We start from the raw sequence: 18,329 nt of genomic DNA, 5'->3' as shown, positions 1-18,329 counted from the left end.
GACTCCTGGGCTAGGACTCCTGGGCGCGCCTCAGCCCACGAGCCCGGCGACCTCCTCGGCGCAGCCCCAGGACACGGTGACCCCGGATCCGCCGTGCCCGTAGCAGTGGACGATGTCGTCCACGCGTTCCAGGCGCACCTCGGGACGCGCCGGTCGCAGCCCCACCCGGTGGCCGAGGACCTCGGCTCCGGCGAGCTCCGGCACCAGCCGGAGGGCCCGGCGCAGGATGGTGGAGGCCACCTCGGGCGAGGGGGTTCGGCTCCACTCCCCCTCGACGTCGCTGCCGCCGAGCACGATGTCGTGCGCGCGGGGGATGACGTACGTCGGCCCGGCGCTGTCGAGCCACCAGCGCCGGAGCCCCACCTGCTCGACCAGGACCACCTGCCCCTGGACCGGCTGCACGCTCAGGTCACGGGCGAGGAACCGCGACCCGATGCCCGTGCAGTTGACCACCACGTCGGCTCCGGACGAGAGTCCGGTGAGGTTGATCCTGGTGATCGTGCCCCCGCGGTCGAGGACCACCCCGGCGAGCCAGTCGAGATAGACAGGCATCTCGACCACCGGGGCCGTGAACGACCAGCCCAGCTCGTAGCCGTCGGGCACGGCATGGGTCTCGATGAGGTCGGGCACGGCCTCGGCCCACCAGGGCCGCTCGTGTGGTCCGGACAGCACCTCGACGCCCGTGCGCATGCTCACCCCGGACTCCGGTGCGTCGGCCGCGAGCCGGTCGAACGCCTCGTAGGACGTGCGTGACCAGTCCAGGACCCGGTCGAAGGGCAGCGCGCGGTAGGGATACCAGAGCGCGGCGGCCACGCCCGAGGTCGTCTCTCGGGGCAGGTCGCGGGCCAGGACGTCGACGCGGTGACCGTCGGCGAGCAGCCGAGCGGCGCACGAGAGCCCGACGACCCCCGCGCCGACCACGATGACCCGGCTCACGGGATCATCGTGACAGTTCTAGGCGCCAGCCACCCGTGGGGCGGTCGGATCGGCCTGGTCGCTGCCGGACTCGCGGGCGACGTACTCCTCGATGTCCTCGAGGTCGTCGCGGTTGCGGGTCACGATCGCGAGCAGGTCGGTCATGGTCGCGACCTCCTCGACCTGCTCCTTGATGAACCACTGCATGAACTGCTCGGAGGCGAAGTCGTTCTCCTCGCGGGCGATCCGCAGCAGCCCGTTGATCTGCTCGGTGACCCGCTTCTCCTGCTCGAGGGCCAAGGCGACCGGGGCCACGACGTCGGCGAAGGCCGCCGTCGGGGCGTCGACGCCGGGGATGGTCACCTCGGCGTCGGTGTCGAGGAGGTACTGAACCATCATCAGCGCGTGCTCGCGCTCCTCGAGCGCCTGGGCGTAGAAGAACGCCGCCATCTGAGGCATCGTCTCGGCGTCGTAGTGCACCGCGCAGGCGAGGTACTGGTTGTGCGCGGCCAGCTCGTTGCCGATCTGTGCGTTGAGCGCCTCGACGAAGCGTTCGGCAGCCATTCAAGGGCCTCCTGGACGGGGTCAGGCGGCCTTCTTGCGCCGCTTCACGGGCTTGATCTTCTTTGGCACCTTCTTGCCGTCCACGCGGACGAGCTTGCGCTTCTTGACCGTATACCCCGGTGGCAGGGTGCCTTCCTTGAGCATCCGCAGCGGACAGCGGCCGCACGCGGACTTGGACGCACAGCACTCCCGTTTGGGGAGCTTGCCCATCTTCGCCACGGGCGAGATGGTAGCAGGGACTTAGGGTTGCCTCACCAAAGTGTGACTCACGGCCCACGCCTTAACCGTTCGTGAAGGTTGGTCGGTGATGCTGCACGGCATGAAGCGTCACCTCCCCCTTGGGATCGCCCTGGCCGCCTTGCTGGTCAGCCTTCTGGCCAACCCCTCCGTCACGGCCACAGCCCAGTCAGCGGTCGCGAAGATCAGCGGCAAGAAGCTCAAGAACGGCTCGGTCGCCGAGAAGAAGCTCCAGGCGTCGGTGCGGGCCAAGCTCAACGCACCGGACCAGACCCTGGCCGGCGCGGCCGCCGGCGGGGTGCTCGACGGCACCTACCCGCAGCCCGGCCTGGCCGACGGCGCCGTGACGGGAGCGGACGTCGCTGCTGACACCCTCACGGGAGCCCACGTCGCTCCGGACACGCTGACCGGCGCGGACGTCGCGGAGGGCACCCTGGCGACGGTCCCGGACGCCGCGAGCCTGGGAGGCACCGCAGCCTCGGCGTACCAGCAGAAGTGCCAGACCGGGGTTCTGAAGGCTTCGGCGACCCTGACCCTGGCCAACGTCTCCCCCACGAGCTACAGCATCCAGGGAGTCGGCAACGCCTACATGTGCATCCCGGGCACCATCTACGCCAAGCGCCCGTCAACGGGGACCGTCGACATCGCCTTCCACCCCGACGGACAGACCGGCTTGTTCGGCGGGCTTCTCGGCGCCTACCCCATGGTGGTGCCCAACGCCACCGGCGCCGGCTACATGGCCAACATCTCCAGTGGCAACCCCGGGGACCCGCCACCGACGTACACCTCGATCATCACCTACCGGGTGCGGGTCGTGGACCATGAGGACACAGCGGTGAACCAGTCGGTCCGGGTGCTCATCTTCTGAGCCGCCGGGGAGCCAGCCATCAGGTCAGTGCGGCCCGCGCCTGATCAGGCCAACCCGCGCGCGGCCCGGATCACGTCCACGATCCCGCCCATGATCGCGGTCAGCCCGAAGTCCTTGGGGGTGTAGACCGCGGCGACCCCGAGCTCGATGAGCCGTCGGGCGTCGGAGTCCGGGATGATCCCGCCGACGATGACGGGCACGTCGTCGAGTCCGGCCTCCCGAAGGCCGTCCAGCACCGCCGGGACGAGCTCCATGTGCGAGCCGGACAGGATCGACAGGCCGACACAGTGGACGTCCTCGGCAACGGCGGCCGACACGATCTGCTCCGGGGTCAGCCGGATGCCCTGGTAGATCACCTCGAAGCCCGCGTCGCGGGCCCGCACGGCGACCTGTTCGGCGCCGTTGGAGTGGCCGTCGAGCCCAGGCTTGCCGACCAGCAGCCGCAGGCGGCCTCCCAGCTCCTCGCCGGTCTGCTGCACCCGGTCGCGGACGACGCCGAGCGCGGCGCCTGCCGAACCGGCGTCCGAGAGGATGCCGACCGCGCCGCTCACCCCGGTGGGCGCCCGGAACTCGCCGAAGACCTCGCGCAGCGTCCCGGCCCACTCCCCCGTGGTTGCCCCGGCGCGGGCCGCCCTGAGGGTGGCCTCCATGAGGTTGGTGTCGGTCTTGGCATCGGCCGCGAGCTGGGCCAGGGCCTCGGCGACCTCGGCCTCGTCACGCTGGGCCTTCCACGCCTCGACGCTCGCCAGCGCCGTCTTCTCCGCCTCGGGGTCGGCAACCATGATCGCCGCGTCGAGGTCCGCGGTGAGCGGCGAGGGCTCGGTCGTCTCGTAGATGTTGACGCCGACGATCTTCTCCTCGCCGGCCTCGATGGCGGCCCGGCGGGCGGCGTGGGCGCTCACCAGGGCCTGCTTCATGTATCCGCTCTCGACGGCGGCGATCGCCCCACCCATCGCCTGCACCCGGTCGATCTCGGCCTTGGCGCCGGCGACGAGCTCGGCGACCTTGGCCTCGATCACCGGCGAGCCGTCGAAGATGTCGTCGTACTCGAGCAGGTCGGACTCGTAGGCCAGCACCTGCTGGAGGCGCAGTGACCACTGCTGGTCCCACGGCCGGGGCAGACCGAGCGCCTCGTTCCAGGCCGGCAGCTGGACGGCGCGCGCGCGGGCCTTCTTGGACAGGGTCACGCCCAGCATCTCCAGCACGATCCGCTGCACGTTGTTCTCGGGCTGCGCCTCGGTCAGGCCCAGCGAGTTGACCTGGACGCCGTAGCGGAACCGGCGCATCTTCTCGTCCTGGACGCGGTAGCGGTCCCGGGTGATCTCGTCCCAGAGCTCGACGAAGGCGCGCATCTTGCACATCTCCTCGATGAACCGGACCCCCGCGTTGACGAAGAACGAGACCCGGCCGACGACCTTCTCGAAGTCCTCCTCGGAGACCTGGCCGGAGCTCTTGACCTGGTCGAGGACGGCGATCGCGGTGCACATCGCGTAGGCGACCTCCTGGGTCGGCGTCGCGCCGGCCTCCTGGAGGTGGTAGCTGCAGACGTTGATCGGGTTCCACTTGGGCACCTGGTGGACGGTGTAGGCGATCATGTCCGCGATCAGCCGCAGCGAGTGCTCCGGTGGGAAGACGTAGGTCCCGCGGGAGAGGTACTCCTTGATGATGTCGTTCTGGGTCGTGCCGGCCAGCTGCGCCGCGACCTCCTCGGCGGTGGCCTTGCCCTCGGGCACGCCCGCCTGCTCCTCGGCGACGACCTGGTAGAGCGCGAGCAGCCACATGGCGGTGGCGTTGATGGTCATCGAGGTGTTCATCCCGGTCAGCGGGATGTCCTCGAAGAGCTTGCGCATCTCGCCCAGGTGCGGGACGGGTACGCCGACCTTGCCGACCTCACCGCGGGCCAGCGGCGAGTCCGGGTCGTAGCCGGTCTGCGTGGGCAGGTCGAAGGCGACCGAGAGTCCGGTCTGGCCCTTGGCCAGGTTGGAGCGGTAGAGCGCATTGGACGCCGCGGCAGTGGAGTGCCCGGCGTAGGTGCGCATCACCCAAGGGCGGTCCTTCTCGGGGCGGGTCGGCCCGAGGCTGTCCTTCTCGCTCATCCCACGAGGGTAGGCCGGAGGTTACCGGCCGGTCACCGGTCAACCGTGAGGGTTATGTCACTGCCGTCCGAGCGCGCGGACCGAGCTCGCGAGGTCGGCGATCAGCGAGGAGGTCGAGGAGCATCGACTCGGCCCGAGCCTGGGAGGGCCGAGTGGCGCGTCACGAAACCTCGCGCTCGACCTCGACCATCCGTCGCAGGTGCGTCAGGTGGAGCATCCGGCGTACGGGCAGCGAGCACCCTCGTAGCCGGAGGTGCTGACCACCGCGGGATGCCTCACGCGTGGCGACCGCCAGGAGCTTGAGCGCGGTCAGGTCCACGCCACCCACCTCCGACAGGTCGACGACCACATCGCTGTCGTAGGAACCGAGCAGCTCGTAGATCGCGGTGCGCACCTCCCAGGTGCTGCGGACGTCGAAGTCGCCGCTGAGCACCAGGGTGGGTCCGTCTCGGATGATGTCCAATGCTGCTCCCGCGTCAGTGTGGACTCGTTGACCACTATGACGCTGATCACACCCAATGGGTTGCCTGGCACGCCGACATTCACCTGTTGGGGTGACCACGGGCCGCCGCACTACTCTCCCCACATGGTCAACCTGACGCGCATCTACACACGCACCGGCGATGGGGGCGAGACCCGGCTCGGCGACAACAGCGTCACGACCAAGCTCGACACCCGCCTGCGCGCCTACGCGGACGTCGACGAGGCCAACGCCCACATCGGCGTGGCCCTCGCGGTCGGAGACCTCGACGACGACGTGGCCGCCGTGCTGGTCCGGGTGCAGAACGACCTCTTCGACGTCGGCGCCGACCTCTCCACACCGGTCGTCACCGAACCCGACTACCCGCCGCTGCGGGTCGAGCAGGACTACGTCGACCGGCTCGAGGGCTGGTGCGACCACTACAACGAGCCGCTGGAGACACTCCGCTCGTTCATCCTCAGCGGCGGTACGCCGGCGGCCGCTCACCTGCATGTGGCGCGCACGGTGGTGCGCCGGGCCGAGCGCTCGGCCTGGGCGGCCCACGCCGAGCACGCCGACACCATGAACCCGCTGGCGCTGACCTACCTCAACCGGCTCTCGGACCTGCTCTTCATCCTGGCGAGGTATGCCAACCGGGAGCGGGGCGACGTGCTGTGGGTGCCAGGTGGCGAGCGGTGAGGTCCCCCGCGCTCAGGACACGCAGTGGGCCACGATGGTGACCTGCGTCTCCTGGAGCCCATCCGCCACGACGCGGACGAGCCAGGTGTCCTGGTCCACCGCGTAGCTCCTGGCCACGCTCACCCCGGTGACGTTCGGGCTGACCACGAACCCGCCCGACACCACGGTCGACCCGGCAGGGCAGTCAGCGGTCTCCTCGTGGGTGCCGGCCGTGGGCTGTCCGGCGAAGGTGACCGTGGTGAAGGTCGTCCGCAAGGAGTCGTCCGCGTCGGTGATCGACAAGGAGCCGTCCTCGACCTCCGCGCCGCTCAGCGAACCGTCCTTGACGTCCTTGCCGGTCAGGGAGCCGTCCTTTGCGTCCTTGCCCGTCAGGGAGCCGTTCTTGACGTCCTTGCCGGTCAGCGAGCCGTCCTTGATGTCGTCTCCGGTCAACATGCCGGCGGCGTAACCGGCGCCCCCGGCGGAGGCGACGAGCGCGACAGCCGCTATCCACGTCGCCGGGTGGGTGGCGGTTTGCGAGATGAGCTTCATGACGGGAAGGTACGGAGCCCCCCGTCGGTCGTCAACGAGCGCTAGGACCTGAGCAGGAATGTGCCGACCACGACGAACGCCGCGATCCCGATCAGCCCGAGGCCGAAGACGCCGTAGGTCGTCGCCCGCTCGCGCAGGGCGTGGCGGCTGGGTCGCACCTCGGCCACGCTCACGTCCGGCTGGATCAGGGTGTCGACCGCGGCGCGGGTGCGGAGCAGGCTCTCGTCGACGAACCCGGCCACCGACCCGAGGTCGCTGTCGTCAGCGGTCTCGAGCTCGCGGCTGGCCTTGAGCAGGGTCAGGCCGGCGGTGGCGACGAGGGCCAGGACGATCATGCCGAAGATCAACATGTCCCCCACGTTGCACCACCAGTCCCACGACTACACCATCGGGGTCCGGGTGATCCTTGCTACACCGCCGCCGGTCGGGGCCTGCGAGTGGCGAACACCGCCAGCAGCGCCGGCCCCATGAGCGCCGCCACGGCCAGCAGGGAGTCGAGCGTCCCGACCTCGTCTCCGAGCCAGCCGAGGAGCGGCGGTCCGGCCAGGAAGGCGCCGTAGCCGATCGTCGAGACCACGCTGACCCGGGCCGCGGCGCGGGCGGACTCGTCGGCGGCGGCGCTCATCCCGACCGGGAAGCCGAGGGAGGCACCGAGGCCCCAGGCCAGGATCCCCAGGCCGACCAGCAGCACGTGGTCGCCGACCACGACCAGCACGATGCCCAGGGCCGCGGTCGCTGCCGTCGCCCAGAGGACTGGCGCGCGGCCGAACCGGTCGAGCAGCGAGGTCCCGGCCACGCGGCCGGCCGTCATCGCGATCACGAACACCGCGTAGCCCGCCACCCCGACCCACTGCTCGACGTCGTAGCCGTCGATCAGCGCCAGCGAGAGCCAGTCGTTGGCCGATCCCTCGGCCACCGCGAAGCAGAGGATCATCAGCCCCACGGCCAGCGTGCGCGGCTCCAGCCAGGCCGTGCCCCGGGACATGTCGGCCTCGGGGTGCTCCACGGCGGGGAGGAACACCCGGGTCCAGCGGAGCACCACCAGCATCGCCGCCAGCCCGAGAACGCCGAGGTGGAGGAGCATCGGGACGTCGAGGGCCGTGACCAGCACCCCGACGCCCGCACCGAGGATCGTGCCGAGGCTGAACCCGGCGTGGAACCGGGGCATGACCGAGCGGCCGAGCCCGCGCTCGACCTCCGCCCCTTCGACGTTCATCGCGACGTCCCACACCCCGGTGCCGATGCCGTAGGTGAACAGGCCGACGGCCGCGACCGGCACCGTCGACACCACGGCGGCGCCGAGCGCACCCACGCTGAGACCGACACCCGAGAGCACGACACCGAGACGCACGACGGCACCCGCGCTGGTGCGAGAGATGAGCCATCCGGTGGACGGCAGCGCCAGCATCGACCCCGCCGCGATGGCGAGCAGGAGCAGACCGAGGCCTCCGTTGCTGAGGCTCAGCTCGCGGCGCAGGTCAGGAACGCGCGAGACCAGGCTGGCGAACAGCAGCCCGTTGACGATGAAAGCGGCCGCCACCGCGTTGCGGGCGGACATCACCGATGTCGCGACCGTCTGTGCGTTCAGCGCGACCAGTCCGTCCCGGGGGTGTGCGACTCGAGCCAGGCCTGGAACCCGGTGAGCGACTCGGCGCTCAGCGCGAGCTCGACCTTGCCGTCGGGCGTGGTGCAGGCGACCACGACGTGACCGGGGTAGAGCACGTGACGCTCACGCTCGTCGGCGGCGCGACGGCCGTCGTAGGACATCCGGGACCGGCCCCAGACGTGCTTGGGCCACGGCGACAGGGAGAAGATCCGGAACCACTCGAGGTTGTCCCCCGAGTAGCGCCCCAGTCCCAGCACCCAGCCCTTGCCGGGCGCGGCCGCGGCCGTGCGGTGACTGAGCTCGAAGGTGCCGCCGTGCCGGGAGAGGACCCGGCGCCTCAGCACCAGCAGACCGCCGTAGAGCAGGACGAGCACGAGCAGCAGTCCGGCTGCGTCGAGCAGCCACTGCCACAGCGGCATCCGTCCCCCTTGTCGTGCTCCGGTGTCCTAGGCCCGCTCGGCCGCGCGGATCCGCGCCTCGGCCCGGCGGATCCGGGCCTCGGCGTCCGGGCCCTCTTCGCCCTGTGCGTCCTCGAGCTCCGCCCGCTCGGCGCTGACGTCGATGTCGGCGGCGAGCACGGCGTGCTCGGACAGGATCGACACCCGGTCGTTGGCCACCGAGATGAACCCGCCGTCGACCGCGGCCATCACGACCTCGCCGTCACCGGCGTCGATCTCGACCACCGCGTCAGTCAGCAGGGAGAGCACCGGCGCGTGGCCGCGGAGGACGCCGATGTCACCCTCCACGGTCCTCGCGATCACCATGGTGGCCTCGCCCGACCAGACCGTGCGGTCGGCCGCGACGAGCTCCACCTGCAGTGCGTCTGCCATCAGTCAGTCCCTTTTCCGGCCACGCCTCAGAGGTTCTTCTGGATGTCGGCCCACTTGCGCTCGACGTCGTCGAGTCCGCCGCACATGAAGAACGCCTGCTCGGCGACGTGGTCGTAGTCGCCGTCGGCGATCTTGTTGAACGCCTCGATGGTCTCCGAGACCGGGACCGTGGAGCCCTCGATGCCGGTGAACTGCTTGGCGACATAGGTGTTCTGGGACAGGAACCGCTGGATGCGGCGGGCCCGGGAGACGATGATCTTGTCCTCCTCGGACAGCTCGTCGACACCGAGGATCGCGATGATGTCCTGGAGCTCCTTGTTGCGCTGGAGGATCTGCTTGATCCGGATCGCGCAGTCGTAGTGGGCCTGCCCGATGTACTGGGCGTCCAGGATCCGCGAGGTCGACGTCAACGGGTCCACAGCCGGGTAGATGCCCAGCGACGCGATCTCACGCGACAGCTCGGTGGTGGCGTCCAGGTGGGCGAACGTCGTGGCCGGCGCGGGGTCGGTGTAGTCGTCCGCGGGGACGTAGATCGCCTGCATCGAGGTGATCGAGTGACCACGCGTGGAGGTGATCCGCTCCTGCAGCGTGCCCATCTCGTCGGCCAGGTTGGGCTGGTAGCCCACCGCGGACGGCATCCGGCCCAGCAGGGTCGAGACCTCGGAACCGGCCTGGGTGAACCGGAAGATGTTGTCGATGAACAGCAGCACGTCCTGCTTCTGGACGTCACGGAAGTACTCCGCCATCGTCAGCGCAGAGAGCGCGACCCGCAGCCGGGTGCCGGGCGGCTCGTCCATCTGACCGAAGACCAGGGCGGTCTGGCCGATGACGCCGGCCTCCTCCATCTCCGTGATGAGGTCGTTGCCCTCACGGGTGCGCTCGCCGACACCGGCAAACACCGAGACGCCACCGTGGTCCTTGGCGACGCGGGCGATCATCTCCTGGATCAGCACGGTCTTGCCGACCCCGGCACCGCCGAACAGGCCGATCTTGCCGCCTTGGACGTAGGGGGTGAGCAGGTCGATGACCTTGATGCCGGTCTCGAACATCTGCGTCTTCGACTCCAGCTGGTCGAAGGCCGGAGCCTTGCGGTGGATGCCCCACCGCTCCTTGACGTCGAGCTCCTCGCCCTCCTTGAGGTTGAGCGCCTCGCCGAGCATGTTGAACACGCGACCCTTGGTCACGTCACCGACCGGCACCGAGATCGGGCCGCCCGTGTCGGTCACGTGGGCGCCGCGGACCAGGCCGTCGGTCGGCTTCAGCGAGATGGCGCGGACCATGCCGTCGCCGATGTGCTGGGCGACTTCCAGGGAGAGGATCTGCTTCTCGCCCAGCAGCTCGAGCTCGGTCTCCAGCTTGTTGTACATCTCCGGCATCGAGTCAGAGGGGAACTCGATGTCGACGACCGGACCGATCACCCGGGCGATGCGCCCGACGCCGGTCTTCTTTTCCTCAGCGGTTGCGGTCATGTGTGGCTCCTACTCTCCTGCTGCCTGGGCATCGGCCAGCGCGTTGACGCCACCGACGATCTCGCTGATCTCCTGGGTGATGCCGGCCTGTCGAGCCTGGTTGGCCACCCGGGTGTACTTCTTGATGAGCTCCTCGGCGTTGTCCGTCGCCGACTTCATGGCCTTCTGCCGGGCCGCCAGCTCGGAGGCCGCGGCCTGGAGCAGGGCGAAGAAGATCCGGCTCTGGACGTACTGCGGGAGCAGCCCGTCGAGGACCGCCTCCGGTGAGGGCTCGAACTCGTAGAGCGGAAGCAGCTCGTTGGCGTCGGGCTTCTCCTCGCCCTCCACCACCTCCAGGGGCAGGAGCCGCACCGCGGTGGGCTCCTGGACGAGCATCGAGCGGAAGCGCGTGTAGACCACGTGCACCTCGTCGACGTCGCCCTCCTCCCCCTGCTGCTTGACGAAGGAGTCGATGAGCGTCTGCCCGATCTCGGCCGCCACGTCGTAGTGGGGCTGGTCGGAGAACCCCGTCCACGTCTGCACCACGGGGCGCTGGCGGAACTTGTAGTAGGCCTCGCCCTTGCGCCCGGCGATGTAGGTGTCGATCTCCATGCCCTGCTCGCGGAGCTTCTCGTTGAGCCGCTCCGCCTCCTTGAGCACGCTCGAGGAGTAGGCGCCGGCGAGACCCCGGTCGCTGGTGACGATGAGCACCGCCGCCCGCTTGGGGTCGTCCTCCTCCTTGGTCAGGGGGTGGTCGACGTTGCTGAAGGTCGCGACCGCGGAAACCGCCCGGGTCAGCTCACGCGCGTACGGCGCGGCCGCCTGGGCGCGCTGCTGGGCCTTGATGATCCGCGACGCAGCGATGAGCTCCATGGCGCGCGTGATCTTCTTCATCGACTCCGTCGACTTGATCCGCGCGCGGTACTCGCGCAGCGATACAGCCATGAGCTACCTCAGCCCCGCTTCTGCTTGACGATGCGCTCCTGGTCCTCGTCCTCGAGGGCAGCCTCCTGCGGGTCAGTGCCCGGCCGGACGCCACCCTCGACGCCCTCGAACTGCTCCAGGAACGCGTCGTAGGCCTCGGTCACGGCGCTGGCCGTGTCGTCGTCGAAGTTCAGCGATTCACGGATCCCCGCCAGGATGCCCTCGTGGTTGCGACGCAGGTGGTCGAGGAACTCGTGCTCGAAACGCAGCACGTCGTCGGTGGCGATCGGGTCGAGGCGGCCGGTCGTGCCGAGCCACAGGGCGACGGTCATCTCCTCCAGCGGGTAGGGCGAGTAGGCCGGCTGCTTGAGGAGGGCCATCAGCCGCTGGCCGCGGTCGAGCTGCTGGCGCGAGGCCGCGTCGAGGTCGGAGGCGAACATCGCGAAGGCCTCCATGGCGCGGAACTGCGCCAGGTCGACCTTGAGCGAGCCGGTCACGTTCTTCATGGCCTTGGTCATCGCCGCACCACCCACGCGGGACACCGACACACCGACGTCGATGGCCGGGCGCTGGTTGGACGCGAAGAGGTCCGACTGCAGGAAGATCTGGCCGTCGGTGATCGAGATGACGTTGGTCGGGATGTAGGCCGACACGTCGTTGGCCTTGGTCTCGATGATCGGCAGACCGGTCATCGAGCCCGCGCCCATGTCGTCGGAGAGCTTGGCGCAGCGCTCGAGCAGCCGGCTGTGCAGGTAGAACACGTCACCGGGGTAGGCCTCACGACCCGGCGGGCGGCGCAGGAGCAGCGACACGGCGCGGTAGGCCTCGGCCTGCTTGGTGAGGTCGTCGAAGATGATGAGGACGTGCTTGCCGTCGTACATCCAGTGCTGGCCGATGGCCGAGCCGGTGTAGGGCGCGAGGTACTTGAAGCCCGCCGCGTCGGACGCCGGTGAGGCGACGATGGTCGTGTATTCCAGCGCGCCGGCCTCCTCGAGGGCACCACGCACGGCGGCGATGGTCGAGCCCTTCTGCCCGATGGCGACGTAGATGCAGCGCACCTGCTTGGTCGGGTCGCCCGACTCCCAGTTCTGCTTCTGGTTGATGATCGTGTCGATCGCGATCGTGGTCTTGCCGGTCGACCGGTCACCGATGATGAGCTGGCGCTGACCGCGGCCGATCGGGGTCATCGAGTCGATCGCCTTGATGCCCGTGGCGAGCGGCTCGTGCACCGACTTGCGCATCATCACGCCCGGCGCCTGGAGCTCCAGCGCGCGGCGCTCGGTCGACTCGATGTCACCGAGGCCGTCGATGGGCTGGCCGAGCGGATCGATGACCCGGCCCATGAACCCGTCACCGACCGGCACCGAGAGGATCTCGCCGGTGCGGCGCACGGCCTGGCCCTCCTCGAGCTTGTCGAAGTCACCGAGCACGACGACACCGATCTCACGGGTGTCGAGGTTGAGGGCGATGCCGAGAGTGCCGTCCTCGAACTCCAGCAGCTCGTTGGCCATCGCCGAGGGCAGGCCGGACACACGGGCGATGCCGTCGGCACACTGGGCGACGGTGCCGACCTCCTCCTTGCTGGCCGCCGACGGCTTGTAGTCGTCGACGTACTTCTGCAGCGCGGCGCGGATCTCCTCCGGGCGAATCGAGAGCTCCGTCATGTGTTCTGCCTCTTCCCTGGGATGTTCCCTGAACTGGTGTTGCCTGAGGACGTGTTGCGTGAAGTCGTTGTGGTCTGTGTGGTCGGTCAGCCCGCGATGCGACGCCGGGCGTCGTCGAGGCGGTTGGAGACGCTGCCGTCGATGACGTCGTCGCCGATCGCGACCCGAAGGCCCCCGAGGAGGGTCGGGTCGAGCACCACGTGCAGCTGCACGGTGGTGGAGTACTGCTTGCTCAGCGCGCCGGCCAGCCGCTGCTGGTCCGCGTCGCTCAGCTCGCGGGCGGTGTGCACGGTGGCCACTGTCTCGCCGAGCGCCTCGGCGGCGACGTCGAGGAACTCCTCGAGCGCCTTGTCGACACTGCCCTGACCGCGGCTGATCGCCTGGACGACCAGCGTCTCCGTCGCGGGCTCCAGCTCTCCCGACACCAGGCCAGTCACCAGCGCGCTGCGGTCCTTCGCGGACCGGCCAAGGTCCGACAGCGTGCCTCGCAGCTCCGGGTTGGCGTCGAGCATCTGGCGTACGGCGAACAGCTCGTCGCCCACCTGCTGGCCCTTCGCCCCAGCCGACCGCACGGTCACGATGACCGCGAGTCGCTCGAGCACGTCTGCGAGGTCACGCCCGCCCGTCCACCGTCGGGACGCCGCGTCCGCGACCAGTGTGGCCGTCGCGTCGCTGACGGCGCTGCCGAAGACGGCCTTGGCCAGGCCGGCCTTGCTGTCGCCCTCGACGGAGTTGTCGGTGAGCGCGCGCCGCAGCGCGGCGTCGCCGCGCAGGACCTCGACCACCCCGAAGAGCTGCTGACCCAGCGTGGCCTGGTCAGCGAGCGTGCCGCTGGTCCCGGCCTGCTTGGTCAGCTCGGCCAGGGCCTCGGCGGAGGCACCTCTGAGCATCAAGACGTCGCCCCGTTCGCGCCCGCCTTGGAGGCCTCCAGCGTCTCGAGGTCGGCCAGGAAGCGGTCGACGACGCGGTTGCTGCGCTCGTCGTCCTCCAGGGCCTCGCCCACGATGCGCTCGGCGAGGGAGGTGGCCAGCGTGCCCACCTCGGCGCGGAGCGAGGTCAGCGCCTGCTGACGCTCGGCGGCGATCTGGGCCTGTGCGTGCTCAATGACCCGCGCCTGCTCCACCGTCGCCTGCTCCCGTGCCTCGGCGACGATCGCGCTGCCCTGCTCGCGGGCCTCCTCGCGGATGCGGGCGGCCTCCCGACGAGCGTCGGCCAACTGCGCCTTGTATTCCTCCTCGGCGCCCTTGGCCTCGGCCTTGGCCTCGTCGAGCTCCGCGAACTCCTTGCGGATCGCCTCTTGGCGTCGCTCCATCGCCCCGTTGATGAAGGGGATGATGTATCGCGTCAGCAGGAAGAACAGCAGCAGGAACGCGGCCAGCTCGATGAAGAACGTGCCATTGGGGACCAGGAAGTTGCTGGTCTCCTCGCCCTCCTCCGCGGCCGCCAGCACCAGGGGTGCCAGCTGTGCCGTGAACGCCATGATCAGGCGCCGAGGACGAAGACGAACAGGGCCATGAACGCGAGGTTGATGAAGAACATCGCCTCGACCAGACCCACCGTCAGGAAGAAGATGGTCTGGAGGCGGCCCTGCGCCTCAGGCTGACGCGCCACGCCCTCGATGTAGGACGCACCGGCCAGGCCGTCACCCACACCAGCACCGATCGCGCCACCCGCGAGGGCGATGCCGCCACCGATGAAGGCACCGGCCAGCTCGACAGATCCTTCTGCAGCCATTGAGTTTCTCTCCTTGTTTGCGGCGCTGACCTCAGCGCCTCGGTTTTACCTCTGGTGCGGTGCCGACCGGTCGATCAGCCCGCTGGCTCTGGTTATGCGGGTTGCGGGACCTTCTCCTCGTGCGAGTCGGCCTCGTCGTGCTCGTCCGCGTGCTCGTCGTGATCGTCGCCGTGCCCGGCGCCGGCCATCGCGAAGTAGAGCACCGTCAACAGGGCGAAGATGAAGGCCTGGATGACCGCGATGGCTCCGGCGAACGCCTTCCAGAGCATGGTGGGCGCCCACCCGATGAAGAACGGCATCAGACCGATCAGCCCGAGCATGATGCCGCCGGCGAAGATGTTGCCGAAGAGTCGCAGCGCCAGCGTGATCGGCTTGATCAGCTCCTCGAGCAGGTTGAGCGGGAACATCACCGGGAACGGCTCGAAGAAGTGCTTGAGGTAGCCCTTCAGGCCCTTCTGCCGGATCCCGTAGGCCCAGACACTGATGATCGTCACCCCGGCCAGGGCGTAGGTCAGGTTGGTGTCGGCGGTCGGGACGGACAGCAGGTGGTCGGACTCGTTGATCTTGAGCGGGAGCAGCTCGATCCAGTTGGCGATCAGGATGAAGAAGAACAGCGAGATCGCCAGCGGGGCGGCGTAGGGGTGCACCTTGCCGAGGTTGTCCTCGACCTGGCTGTTGACCTGCCCGACGATCGCCTCCCAGATGAGCTGGAGCTTGGTCGGCACGTGGTCCTCGGGGTCTCGCGTGAGCGCCCGGCGGGCCAGGAAGCCCAGGAGCAGCACGACCGCACCGGCCACGAACGTCGAGATGATGGTGTCGACGTGCACGGTCCCGACCAGCGGCCAGTCCGCGGTCCTGTGCTCACCGATGTGGATCTCGGCCTTCTCGCCCTTCTCGCCCGTCGTGTGCCACACGACCCCCACGACGAAGGACACGATGGCGAGGACCAGCGCGCCGTTGCTGACCTTCTTCAGCGTCATTGGCTCTTGAGCTCCTTCAGCAGGGGGACGGTGGTCATCACCAAGGCGATGAGCCGGAAGATGGCCAGGCCCAGCAGCAGCCCGATCCCATCGGGCCACCACACCACGGCGAGACCCACGGCGACGACGGTGAGGACCAACAGGCGGACCAGCGTGGAGCGCACCATGGTGGCGCGGGTGGGCTGACGCCCGTCGGCGATGATCCGGAGCAGCCAGAATTCGGTGGCCAGGTGGTTGAGCAGGCCGAGGCCCACGCCCACCGCGATGGCGGTGGCGAGCCGCCACTCGCCGAGCTGGCCGGCGATCCAGTAGGCCGCCACGGCCAGGACCAGCGCGACCCCGACCGTCTTGCGCTGGTCGCGGAGCACGGTCAGCACCGAGGCCTTGCCCGGCTGCGCGGCCACAGAGGTCTCGAGTGCGGGGCTGATGAGGGGGTCGGTCATCGCGGCGTCCTAGCGGAGCGCCGCGCGGACGCGGACCCAGAAGCCGACAGCACCGGCGACCATGCCGAGCCCGACGCCGACCATCGTGAGGACCGGAGTCGTGTCCGCGACGCGGTCGAGCACGATGCCGAGGCCGGTGCAGAAGACGATCGCCGCGGCGAGGAACCCGCCCAGCCCGATGAGGTCGCGACCACGCAGCCCTTGCTCGGACGGTCCAGTCGGCTGAGTCGGCTCGGTCGGCTCATCAGCCATTCACCCGGGTCGCTTTCGTCGCTGGCATTGACGGCGTACAGAACGTCGCCGGGACCTACGACCGGAGGGAGGAGGCGCGGCGACCTTGGGAAATTATCACAGCGGCTCAGACCTACGAAGTGGGGGTCAGTCATGGTCTCGACCCCCTCTGCTCAGCGTCCTTGCCGGTGCTTGTGAAAACTAGCACAAGGTCCGGACGGCAGAAAAATCAGGGCCGGAGGACCCTGGTCACGACTTGGGCAGGTCCCTGATCACGACTCGTGGAGGGCGCCGATCCGGGGCTTGTGGACGATCGGGATAAGGAAGGTCAGGACCACAGTCACGACCGCCATCACACCGAGGGACACCCACACGATGGTGCGGCCGGGGTAGAGGCTGACCAGCACCGTGCCCAGCGACGCCAGGCCCGCCCACAGCCACATGATCAGCACCGCACGCCGGTGGCTGTGGCCGATCTCGAGCAGCCGGTGGTGCAGGTGCAGCTTGTCGGGGCTGAACGGCGATCGCAGCTCGAACCAGCCGCGTCGGACGACTGCCAGGAACAGGTCCATCAGTGGCACGACGAGGATGAAGACCGGCAGCAGAATCGGTAGCAGCGTGGTCAGCAGGCTGGACCCGGACGTCGACTCGAAGGAGGTGGGGGTGAACTGCCCGGAAAGGGTCACCACGCTCGCCGAGAACACCAGCCCGATCAGCATCGAGCCGCTGTCGCCCATGAATACCCGGGCGGGGTGGAAGTTGTGGACCAGGAACCCGATGCACGCTCCGGCAAGCGCCGCGCTGAGCAGCGCAGCCGTCGTGGCCCTGGGCAGGTCGTTGAGGCGGGTGATCTGGTAGCAGAACAGGAAGAACGACAGAGCCCCGATCGCGACCACCCCTCCCGCAAGTCCGTCGAGGCCATCGACGAAGTTCACCGCATTGACCGTGGCCACGATCAGCAGGCCGGTGAGGATTGCGCTCTGTCGTGGGTCGAGCGAGAACACGGCGCCGTCCGTCCACGTGAAGAAGACGAACTGGATCCCCGAGGCGATGAGCAGCGCCGCCGCCAGCACCTGGCCGCCGAGCTTGGTGAGCGCATCCAGCTCGAAGAGGTCGTCCAGCACCCCCACCGCGCACAGCAGCGCGCCGGCGATGAGCACGATGCGTGCGTCTCGGAAGACGAACGGTCCGCTGTCGGAGAGGAACGGGAGCTGCCGTGCCACGACGTACGCCGCGATCAGCCCGCCCAGCATCGCCAGCCCGCCGAGGTAGGGCACCGGCTCCGCATGCACGTCCCGGTCCCGCACCCGGGCGACCGCCCCGGTCCGGATCGCGATCTCCCGAGCGATGACGGTCAGCAGGTAGGTGACCGCCGCGGCGACCAGGAAGACGAGGAGGTATTCGCGCACCCCTACCCCTCGTCGACCAGGGTGGCACCGAGCGGCTCGAGCACCGCGTTGAGCTGGTCGAGGCCGAGGGCGCCGGCCCGCAGGACCCGGCCCTGGGGGCCGGTCACGTCCACGATCGTGGAGGCCTCACCGGTCGGCGAGGGCCCCGCGTCGACCAGGACCGCGCAGTCCTCGCCGAGCATCTCCTCGGCCTGGTCGGCGTCGGTCGCGGCCGGGGAGCCGGTGGTGTTGGCCGAGCTGACCGCGAGCGGCCCGGTGCGCTCGAGGATCTCCAGGGCGACCGGGTGGTCGGGCATCCGCACCGCGACGGTGCCCCGGGTGTCGCCGAGGTCCCACTGCAGCGAGGCCTGCGCGTGACAGACCAGAGTGAGCGGGCCGGGCCAGAACTCCTCGACCAGGGCGCGGGCATAGCCGGGCACCCGCACCGCGAGGGCATCGAGCGTGGTCGCCGCCGACACCAGGACCGGCGGTGGCATCTCGCGGCCCCGGCCCTTGGCCTCGAGCAGGTCGGCCACCGCCTCGTGGTCGAATGCGTCGGCGGCGATGCCGTAGACCGTGTCCGTCGGCATCAGGACCAGGGTGCCTCGCTGGATCGCGAGGCTGGCGGCCGCCACGGCTGCCTCGCGCTCGTCCTCCGTCCCCGTCGGATACCGCTGGCTCACTGCTCCCTCACGCCGGTCATCGTGCCAG

23 protein-coding genes are annotated in these 18,329 nt (G+C 69.4%); 2 read left to right on the top strand and 21 right to left on the bottom strand.

Features of this window, described 5'->3' with window-relative positions:
* Positions 1-30: 30 nt before the first annotated feature.
* From ACYVC6_RS15195 to ACYVC6_RS15185, 3 genes are read right to left on the bottom strand one after another with little or no spacing between them, the layout of a single operon-like run.
* A complete protein-coding gene (locus ACYVC6_RS15195; RefSeq protein ID WP_460715225.1) occupies positions 31-936 on the bottom strand; it encodes an NAD(P)/FAD-dependent oxidoreductase in 906 nt (301 codons plus the stop codon).
* Positions 937-954: 18 nt separating this feature from the next.
* Positions 955-1,479, bottom strand: a complete 525-nt coding sequence (locus tag ACYVC6_RS15190; protein ID WP_460715224.1) for a ferritin — start codon at positions 1,477-1,479, stop codon at positions 955-957.
* Positions 1,480-1,500: 21 nt separating this feature from the next.
* On the bottom strand, positions 1,501-1,689 hold the full coding sequence (locus ACYVC6_RS15185) for a hypothetical protein (protein ID WP_460715348.1): 189 nt from the start codon (positions 1,687-1,689) through the stop codon (positions 1,501-1,503).
* Positions 1,690-1,798: 109 nt separating this feature from the next.
* Between ACYVC6_RS15185 and ACYVC6_RS15180 the strand changes: the two genes are divergently transcribed.
* Positions 1,799-2,584 (top strand): hypothetical protein, encoded by a 786-nt coding sequence (locus ACYVC6_RS15180; RefSeq protein WP_460715223.1) that lies wholly within the window; start codon positions 1,799-1,801, stop codon positions 2,582-2,584.
* Between the two features lie 44 nt (positions 2,585-2,628).
* Here ACYVC6_RS15180 and ACYVC6_RS15175 read toward each other — a convergent pair whose 3' ends face one another.
* Entirely contained in the window at positions 2,629-4,680 is a 2,052-nt protein-coding gene (locus ACYVC6_RS15175) for a protein meaA (RefSeq protein ID WP_460715222.1), read from the bottom strand.
* 160 nt (positions 4,681-4,840) lie between these two features.
* Positions 4,841-5,143, bottom strand: a complete 303-nt coding sequence (locus ACYVC6_RS15170) for an STAS domain-containing protein (RefSeq protein ID WP_460715221.1) — start codon at positions 5,141-5,143, stop codon at positions 4,841-4,843.
* A gap of 123 nt (positions 5,144-5,266) precedes the next feature.
* Between ACYVC6_RS15170 and ACYVC6_RS15165 the strand changes: the two genes are divergently transcribed.
* On the top strand, positions 5,267-5,839 hold the full coding sequence (locus ACYVC6_RS15165; protein ID WP_460715220.1) for a cob(I)yrinic acid a,c-diamide adenosyltransferase: 573 nt from the start codon (positions 5,267-5,269) through the stop codon (positions 5,837-5,839).
* A 12-nt stretch (positions 5,840-5,851) separates the two neighbouring features.
* Here the strand turns inward: ACYVC6_RS15165 and ACYVC6_RS15160 are convergent, their stop codons facing one another.
* The 16 genes from ACYVC6_RS15160 to ACYVC6_RS15085 form a co-directional block, all read right to left on the bottom strand.
* Positions 5,852-6,370: a hypothetical protein gene (locus ACYVC6_RS15160; protein ID WP_460715219.1), complete on the bottom strand. Its 519-nt coding sequence runs from the start codon at positions 6,368-6,370 to the stop codon at positions 5,852-5,854.
* Between the two features lie 41 nt (positions 6,371-6,411).
* Positions 6,412-6,720, bottom strand: coding sequence for a hypothetical protein (locus ACYVC6_RS15155; RefSeq protein ID WP_460715218.1), 309 nt, complete (start codon positions 6,718-6,720; stop codon positions 6,412-6,414).
* A 59-nt stretch (positions 6,721-6,779) separates the two neighbouring features.
* Positions 6,780-7,928, bottom strand: a complete 1,149-nt coding sequence (locus ACYVC6_RS15150) for an MFS transporter (protein WP_460715217.1) — start codon at positions 7,926-7,928, stop codon at positions 6,780-6,782.
* 26 nt (positions 7,929-7,954) lie between these two features.
* On the bottom strand, positions 7,955-8,395 hold the full coding sequence (locus tag ACYVC6_RS15145; RefSeq protein WP_460715216.1) for a DUF2550 domain-containing protein: 441 nt from the start codon (positions 8,393-8,395) through the stop codon (positions 7,955-7,957).
* Between the two features lie 27 nt (positions 8,396-8,422).
* Complete coding sequence (locus tag ACYVC6_RS15140) at positions 8,423-8,806, bottom strand: F0F1 ATP synthase subunit epsilon (RefSeq protein ID WP_460715215.1); 384 nt, start codon at positions 8,804-8,806, stop codon at positions 8,423-8,425.
* Positions 8,807-8,832: 26 nt separating this feature from the next.
* A complete protein-coding gene (gene atpD, locus ACYVC6_RS15135; protein ID WP_460715214.1) occupies positions 8,833-10,275 on the bottom strand; it encodes a F0F1 ATP synthase subunit beta in 1,443 nt (480 codons plus the stop codon).
* A 9-nt stretch (positions 10,276-10,284) separates the two neighbouring features.
* A complete protein-coding gene (locus tag ACYVC6_RS15130; protein ID WP_460715213.1) occupies positions 10,285-11,199 on the bottom strand; it encodes a F0F1 ATP synthase subunit gamma in 915 nt (304 codons plus the stop codon).
* Positions 11,200-11,207: 8 nt separating this feature from the next.
* Positions 11,208-12,842, bottom strand: a complete 1,635-nt coding sequence (gene atpA / locus ACYVC6_RS15125; RefSeq protein ID WP_460715212.1) for a F0F1 ATP synthase subunit alpha — start codon at positions 12,840-12,842, stop codon at positions 11,208-11,210.
* A gap of 86 nt (positions 12,843-12,928) precedes the next feature.
* Positions 12,929-13,732, bottom strand: coding sequence for a F0F1 ATP synthase subunit delta (locus tag ACYVC6_RS15120; RefSeq protein ID WP_460715211.1), 804 nt, complete (start codon positions 13,730-13,732; stop codon positions 12,929-12,931).
* Positions 13,732-14,322, bottom strand: a complete 591-nt coding sequence (locus ACYVC6_RS15115) for a F0F1 ATP synthase subunit B (RefSeq protein ID WP_460715210.1) — start codon at positions 14,320-14,322, stop codon at positions 13,732-13,734. Before ACYVC6_RS15115 ends, ACYVC6_RS15120 begins: the two co-directional genes overlap by 1 nt.
* Before the next feature lie 2 nt (positions 14,323-14,324).
* Positions 14,325-14,576 carry a F0F1 ATP synthase subunit C gene (locus tag ACYVC6_RS15110; RefSeq protein ID WP_292676474.1) on the bottom strand — a complete coding sequence of 84 codons (252 nt, stop codon included), beginning with the start codon at positions 14,574-14,576 and terminating at the stop codon, positions 14,325-14,327.
* 92 nt (positions 14,577-14,668) lie between these two features.
* A complete protein-coding gene (atpB, locus tag ACYVC6_RS15105; RefSeq protein ID WP_460715209.1) occupies positions 14,669-15,556 on the bottom strand; it encodes a F0F1 ATP synthase subunit A in 888 nt (295 codons plus the stop codon).
* Positions 15,553-15,999 carry a hypothetical protein gene (locus tag ACYVC6_RS15100; protein ID WP_460715208.1) on the bottom strand — a complete coding sequence of 149 codons (447 nt, stop codon included), beginning with the start codon at positions 15,997-15,999 and terminating at the stop codon, positions 15,553-15,555. The genes atpB and ACYVC6_RS15100 overlap by 4 nt, the downstream gene beginning before the upstream one ends.
* A gap of 9 nt (positions 16,000-16,008) precedes the next feature.
* Entirely contained in the window at positions 16,009-16,251 is a 243-nt protein-coding gene (locus tag ACYVC6_RS15095) for an AtpZ/AtpI family protein (protein ID WP_460715206.1), read from the bottom strand.
* A gap of 251 nt (positions 16,252-16,502) precedes the next feature.
* Positions 16,503-17,639: a glycosyltransferase family 4 protein gene (locus ACYVC6_RS15090; protein ID WP_460715205.1), complete on the bottom strand. Its 1,137-nt coding sequence runs from the start codon at positions 17,637-17,639 to the stop codon at positions 16,503-16,505.
* Between the two features lie 2 nt (positions 17,640-17,641).
* Complete coding sequence (locus ACYVC6_RS15085) at positions 17,642-18,301, bottom strand: L-threonylcarbamoyladenylate synthase (RefSeq protein WP_460715204.1); 660 nt, start codon at positions 18,299-18,301, stop codon at positions 17,642-17,644.
* Positions 18,302-18,329: the final 28 nt, after the last annotated feature.

It is taken from the genome of Nocardioides dilutus, assembly GCF_054779555.1.
Note: the sequence above shows the minus strand (reverse complement) of the source record. Positions and strands in the feature narration are given on the sequence as shown.

Excerpts from the sequence above, each read along its gene's own strand:
- ACYVC6_RS15190 (WP_460715224.1), bottom strand. The coding sequence starts at position 1,479 with ATGGCTGCCGAACGCTTCGTCGAGGCGCTCAACGCACAGATCGGCAAC.
- ACYVC6_RS15185 (WP_460715348.1), bottom strand. The coding sequence starts at position 1,689 with ATGGGCAAGCTCCCCAAACGGGAGTGCTGTGCGTCCAAGTCCGCGTGC.
- ACYVC6_RS15180 (WP_460715223.1), top strand. The coding sequence starts at position 1,799 with ATGAAGCGTCACCTCCCCCTTGGGATCGCCCTGGCCGCCTTGCTGGTC.
- ACYVC6_RS15175 (WP_460715222.1), bottom strand. The coding sequence starts at position 4,680 with ATGAGCGAGAAGGACAGCCTCGGGCCGACCCGCCCCGAGAAGGACCGC.
- ACYVC6_RS15165 (WP_460715220.1), top strand. The coding sequence starts at position 5,267 with ATGGTCAACCTGACGCGCATCTACACACGCACCGGCGATGGGGGCGAG.
- ACYVC6_RS15160 (WP_460715219.1), bottom strand. The coding sequence starts at position 6,370 with ATGAAGCTCATCTCGCAAACCGCCACCCACCCGGCGACGTGGATAGCG.
- ACYVC6_RS15155 (WP_460715218.1), bottom strand. The coding sequence starts at position 6,720 with ATGTTGATCTTCGGCATGATCGTCCTGGCCCTCGTCGCCACCGCCGGC.
- ACYVC6_RS15150 (WP_460715217.1), bottom strand. The coding sequence starts at position 7,928 with ATGTCCGCCCGCAACGCGGTGGCGGCCGCTTTCATCGTCAACGGGCTG.
- ACYVC6_RS15145 (WP_460715216.1), bottom strand. The coding sequence starts at position 8,395 with ATGCCGCTGTGGCAGTGGCTGCTCGACGCAGCCGGACTGCTGCTCGTG.
- ACYVC6_RS15140 (WP_460715215.1), bottom strand. The coding sequence starts at position 8,806 with ATGGCAGACGCACTGCAGGTGGAGCTCGTCGCGGCCGACCGCACGGTC.
- atpD (WP_460715214.1), bottom strand. The coding sequence starts at position 10,275 with ATGACCGCAACCGCTGAGGAAAAGAAGACCGGCGTCGGGCGCATCGCC.
- ACYVC6_RS15130 (WP_460715213.1), bottom strand. The coding sequence starts at position 11,199 with ATGGCTGTATCGCTGCGCGAGTACCGCGCGCGGATCAAGTCGACGGAG.
- atpA (WP_460715212.1), bottom strand. The coding sequence starts at position 12,842 with ATGACGGAGCTCTCGATTCGCCCGGAGGAGATCCGCGCCGCGCTGCAG.
- ACYVC6_RS15120 (WP_460715211.1), bottom strand. The coding sequence starts at position 13,732 with ATGCTCAGAGGTGCCTCCGCCGAGGCCCTGGCCGAGCTGACCAAGCAG.
- ACYVC6_RS15115 (WP_460715210.1), bottom strand. The coding sequence starts at position 14,322 with ATGGCGTTCACGGCACAGCTGGCACCCCTGGTGCTGGCGGCCGCGGAG.
- ACYVC6_RS15110 (WP_292676474.1), bottom strand. The coding sequence starts at position 14,576 with ATGGCTGCAGAAGGATCTGTCGAGCTGGCCGGTGCCTTCATCGGTGGC.
- atpB (WP_460715209.1), bottom strand. The coding sequence starts at position 15,556 with ATGACGCTGAAGAAGGTCAGCAACGGCGCGCTGGTCCTCGCCATCGTG.
- ACYVC6_RS15100 (WP_460715208.1), bottom strand. The coding sequence starts at position 15,999 with ATGACCGACCCCCTCATCAGCCCCGCACTCGAGACCTCTGTGGCCGCG.
- ACYVC6_RS15095 (WP_460715206.1), bottom strand. The coding sequence starts at position 16,251 with ATGGCTGATGAGCCGACCGAGCCGACTCAGCCGACTGGACCGTCCGAG.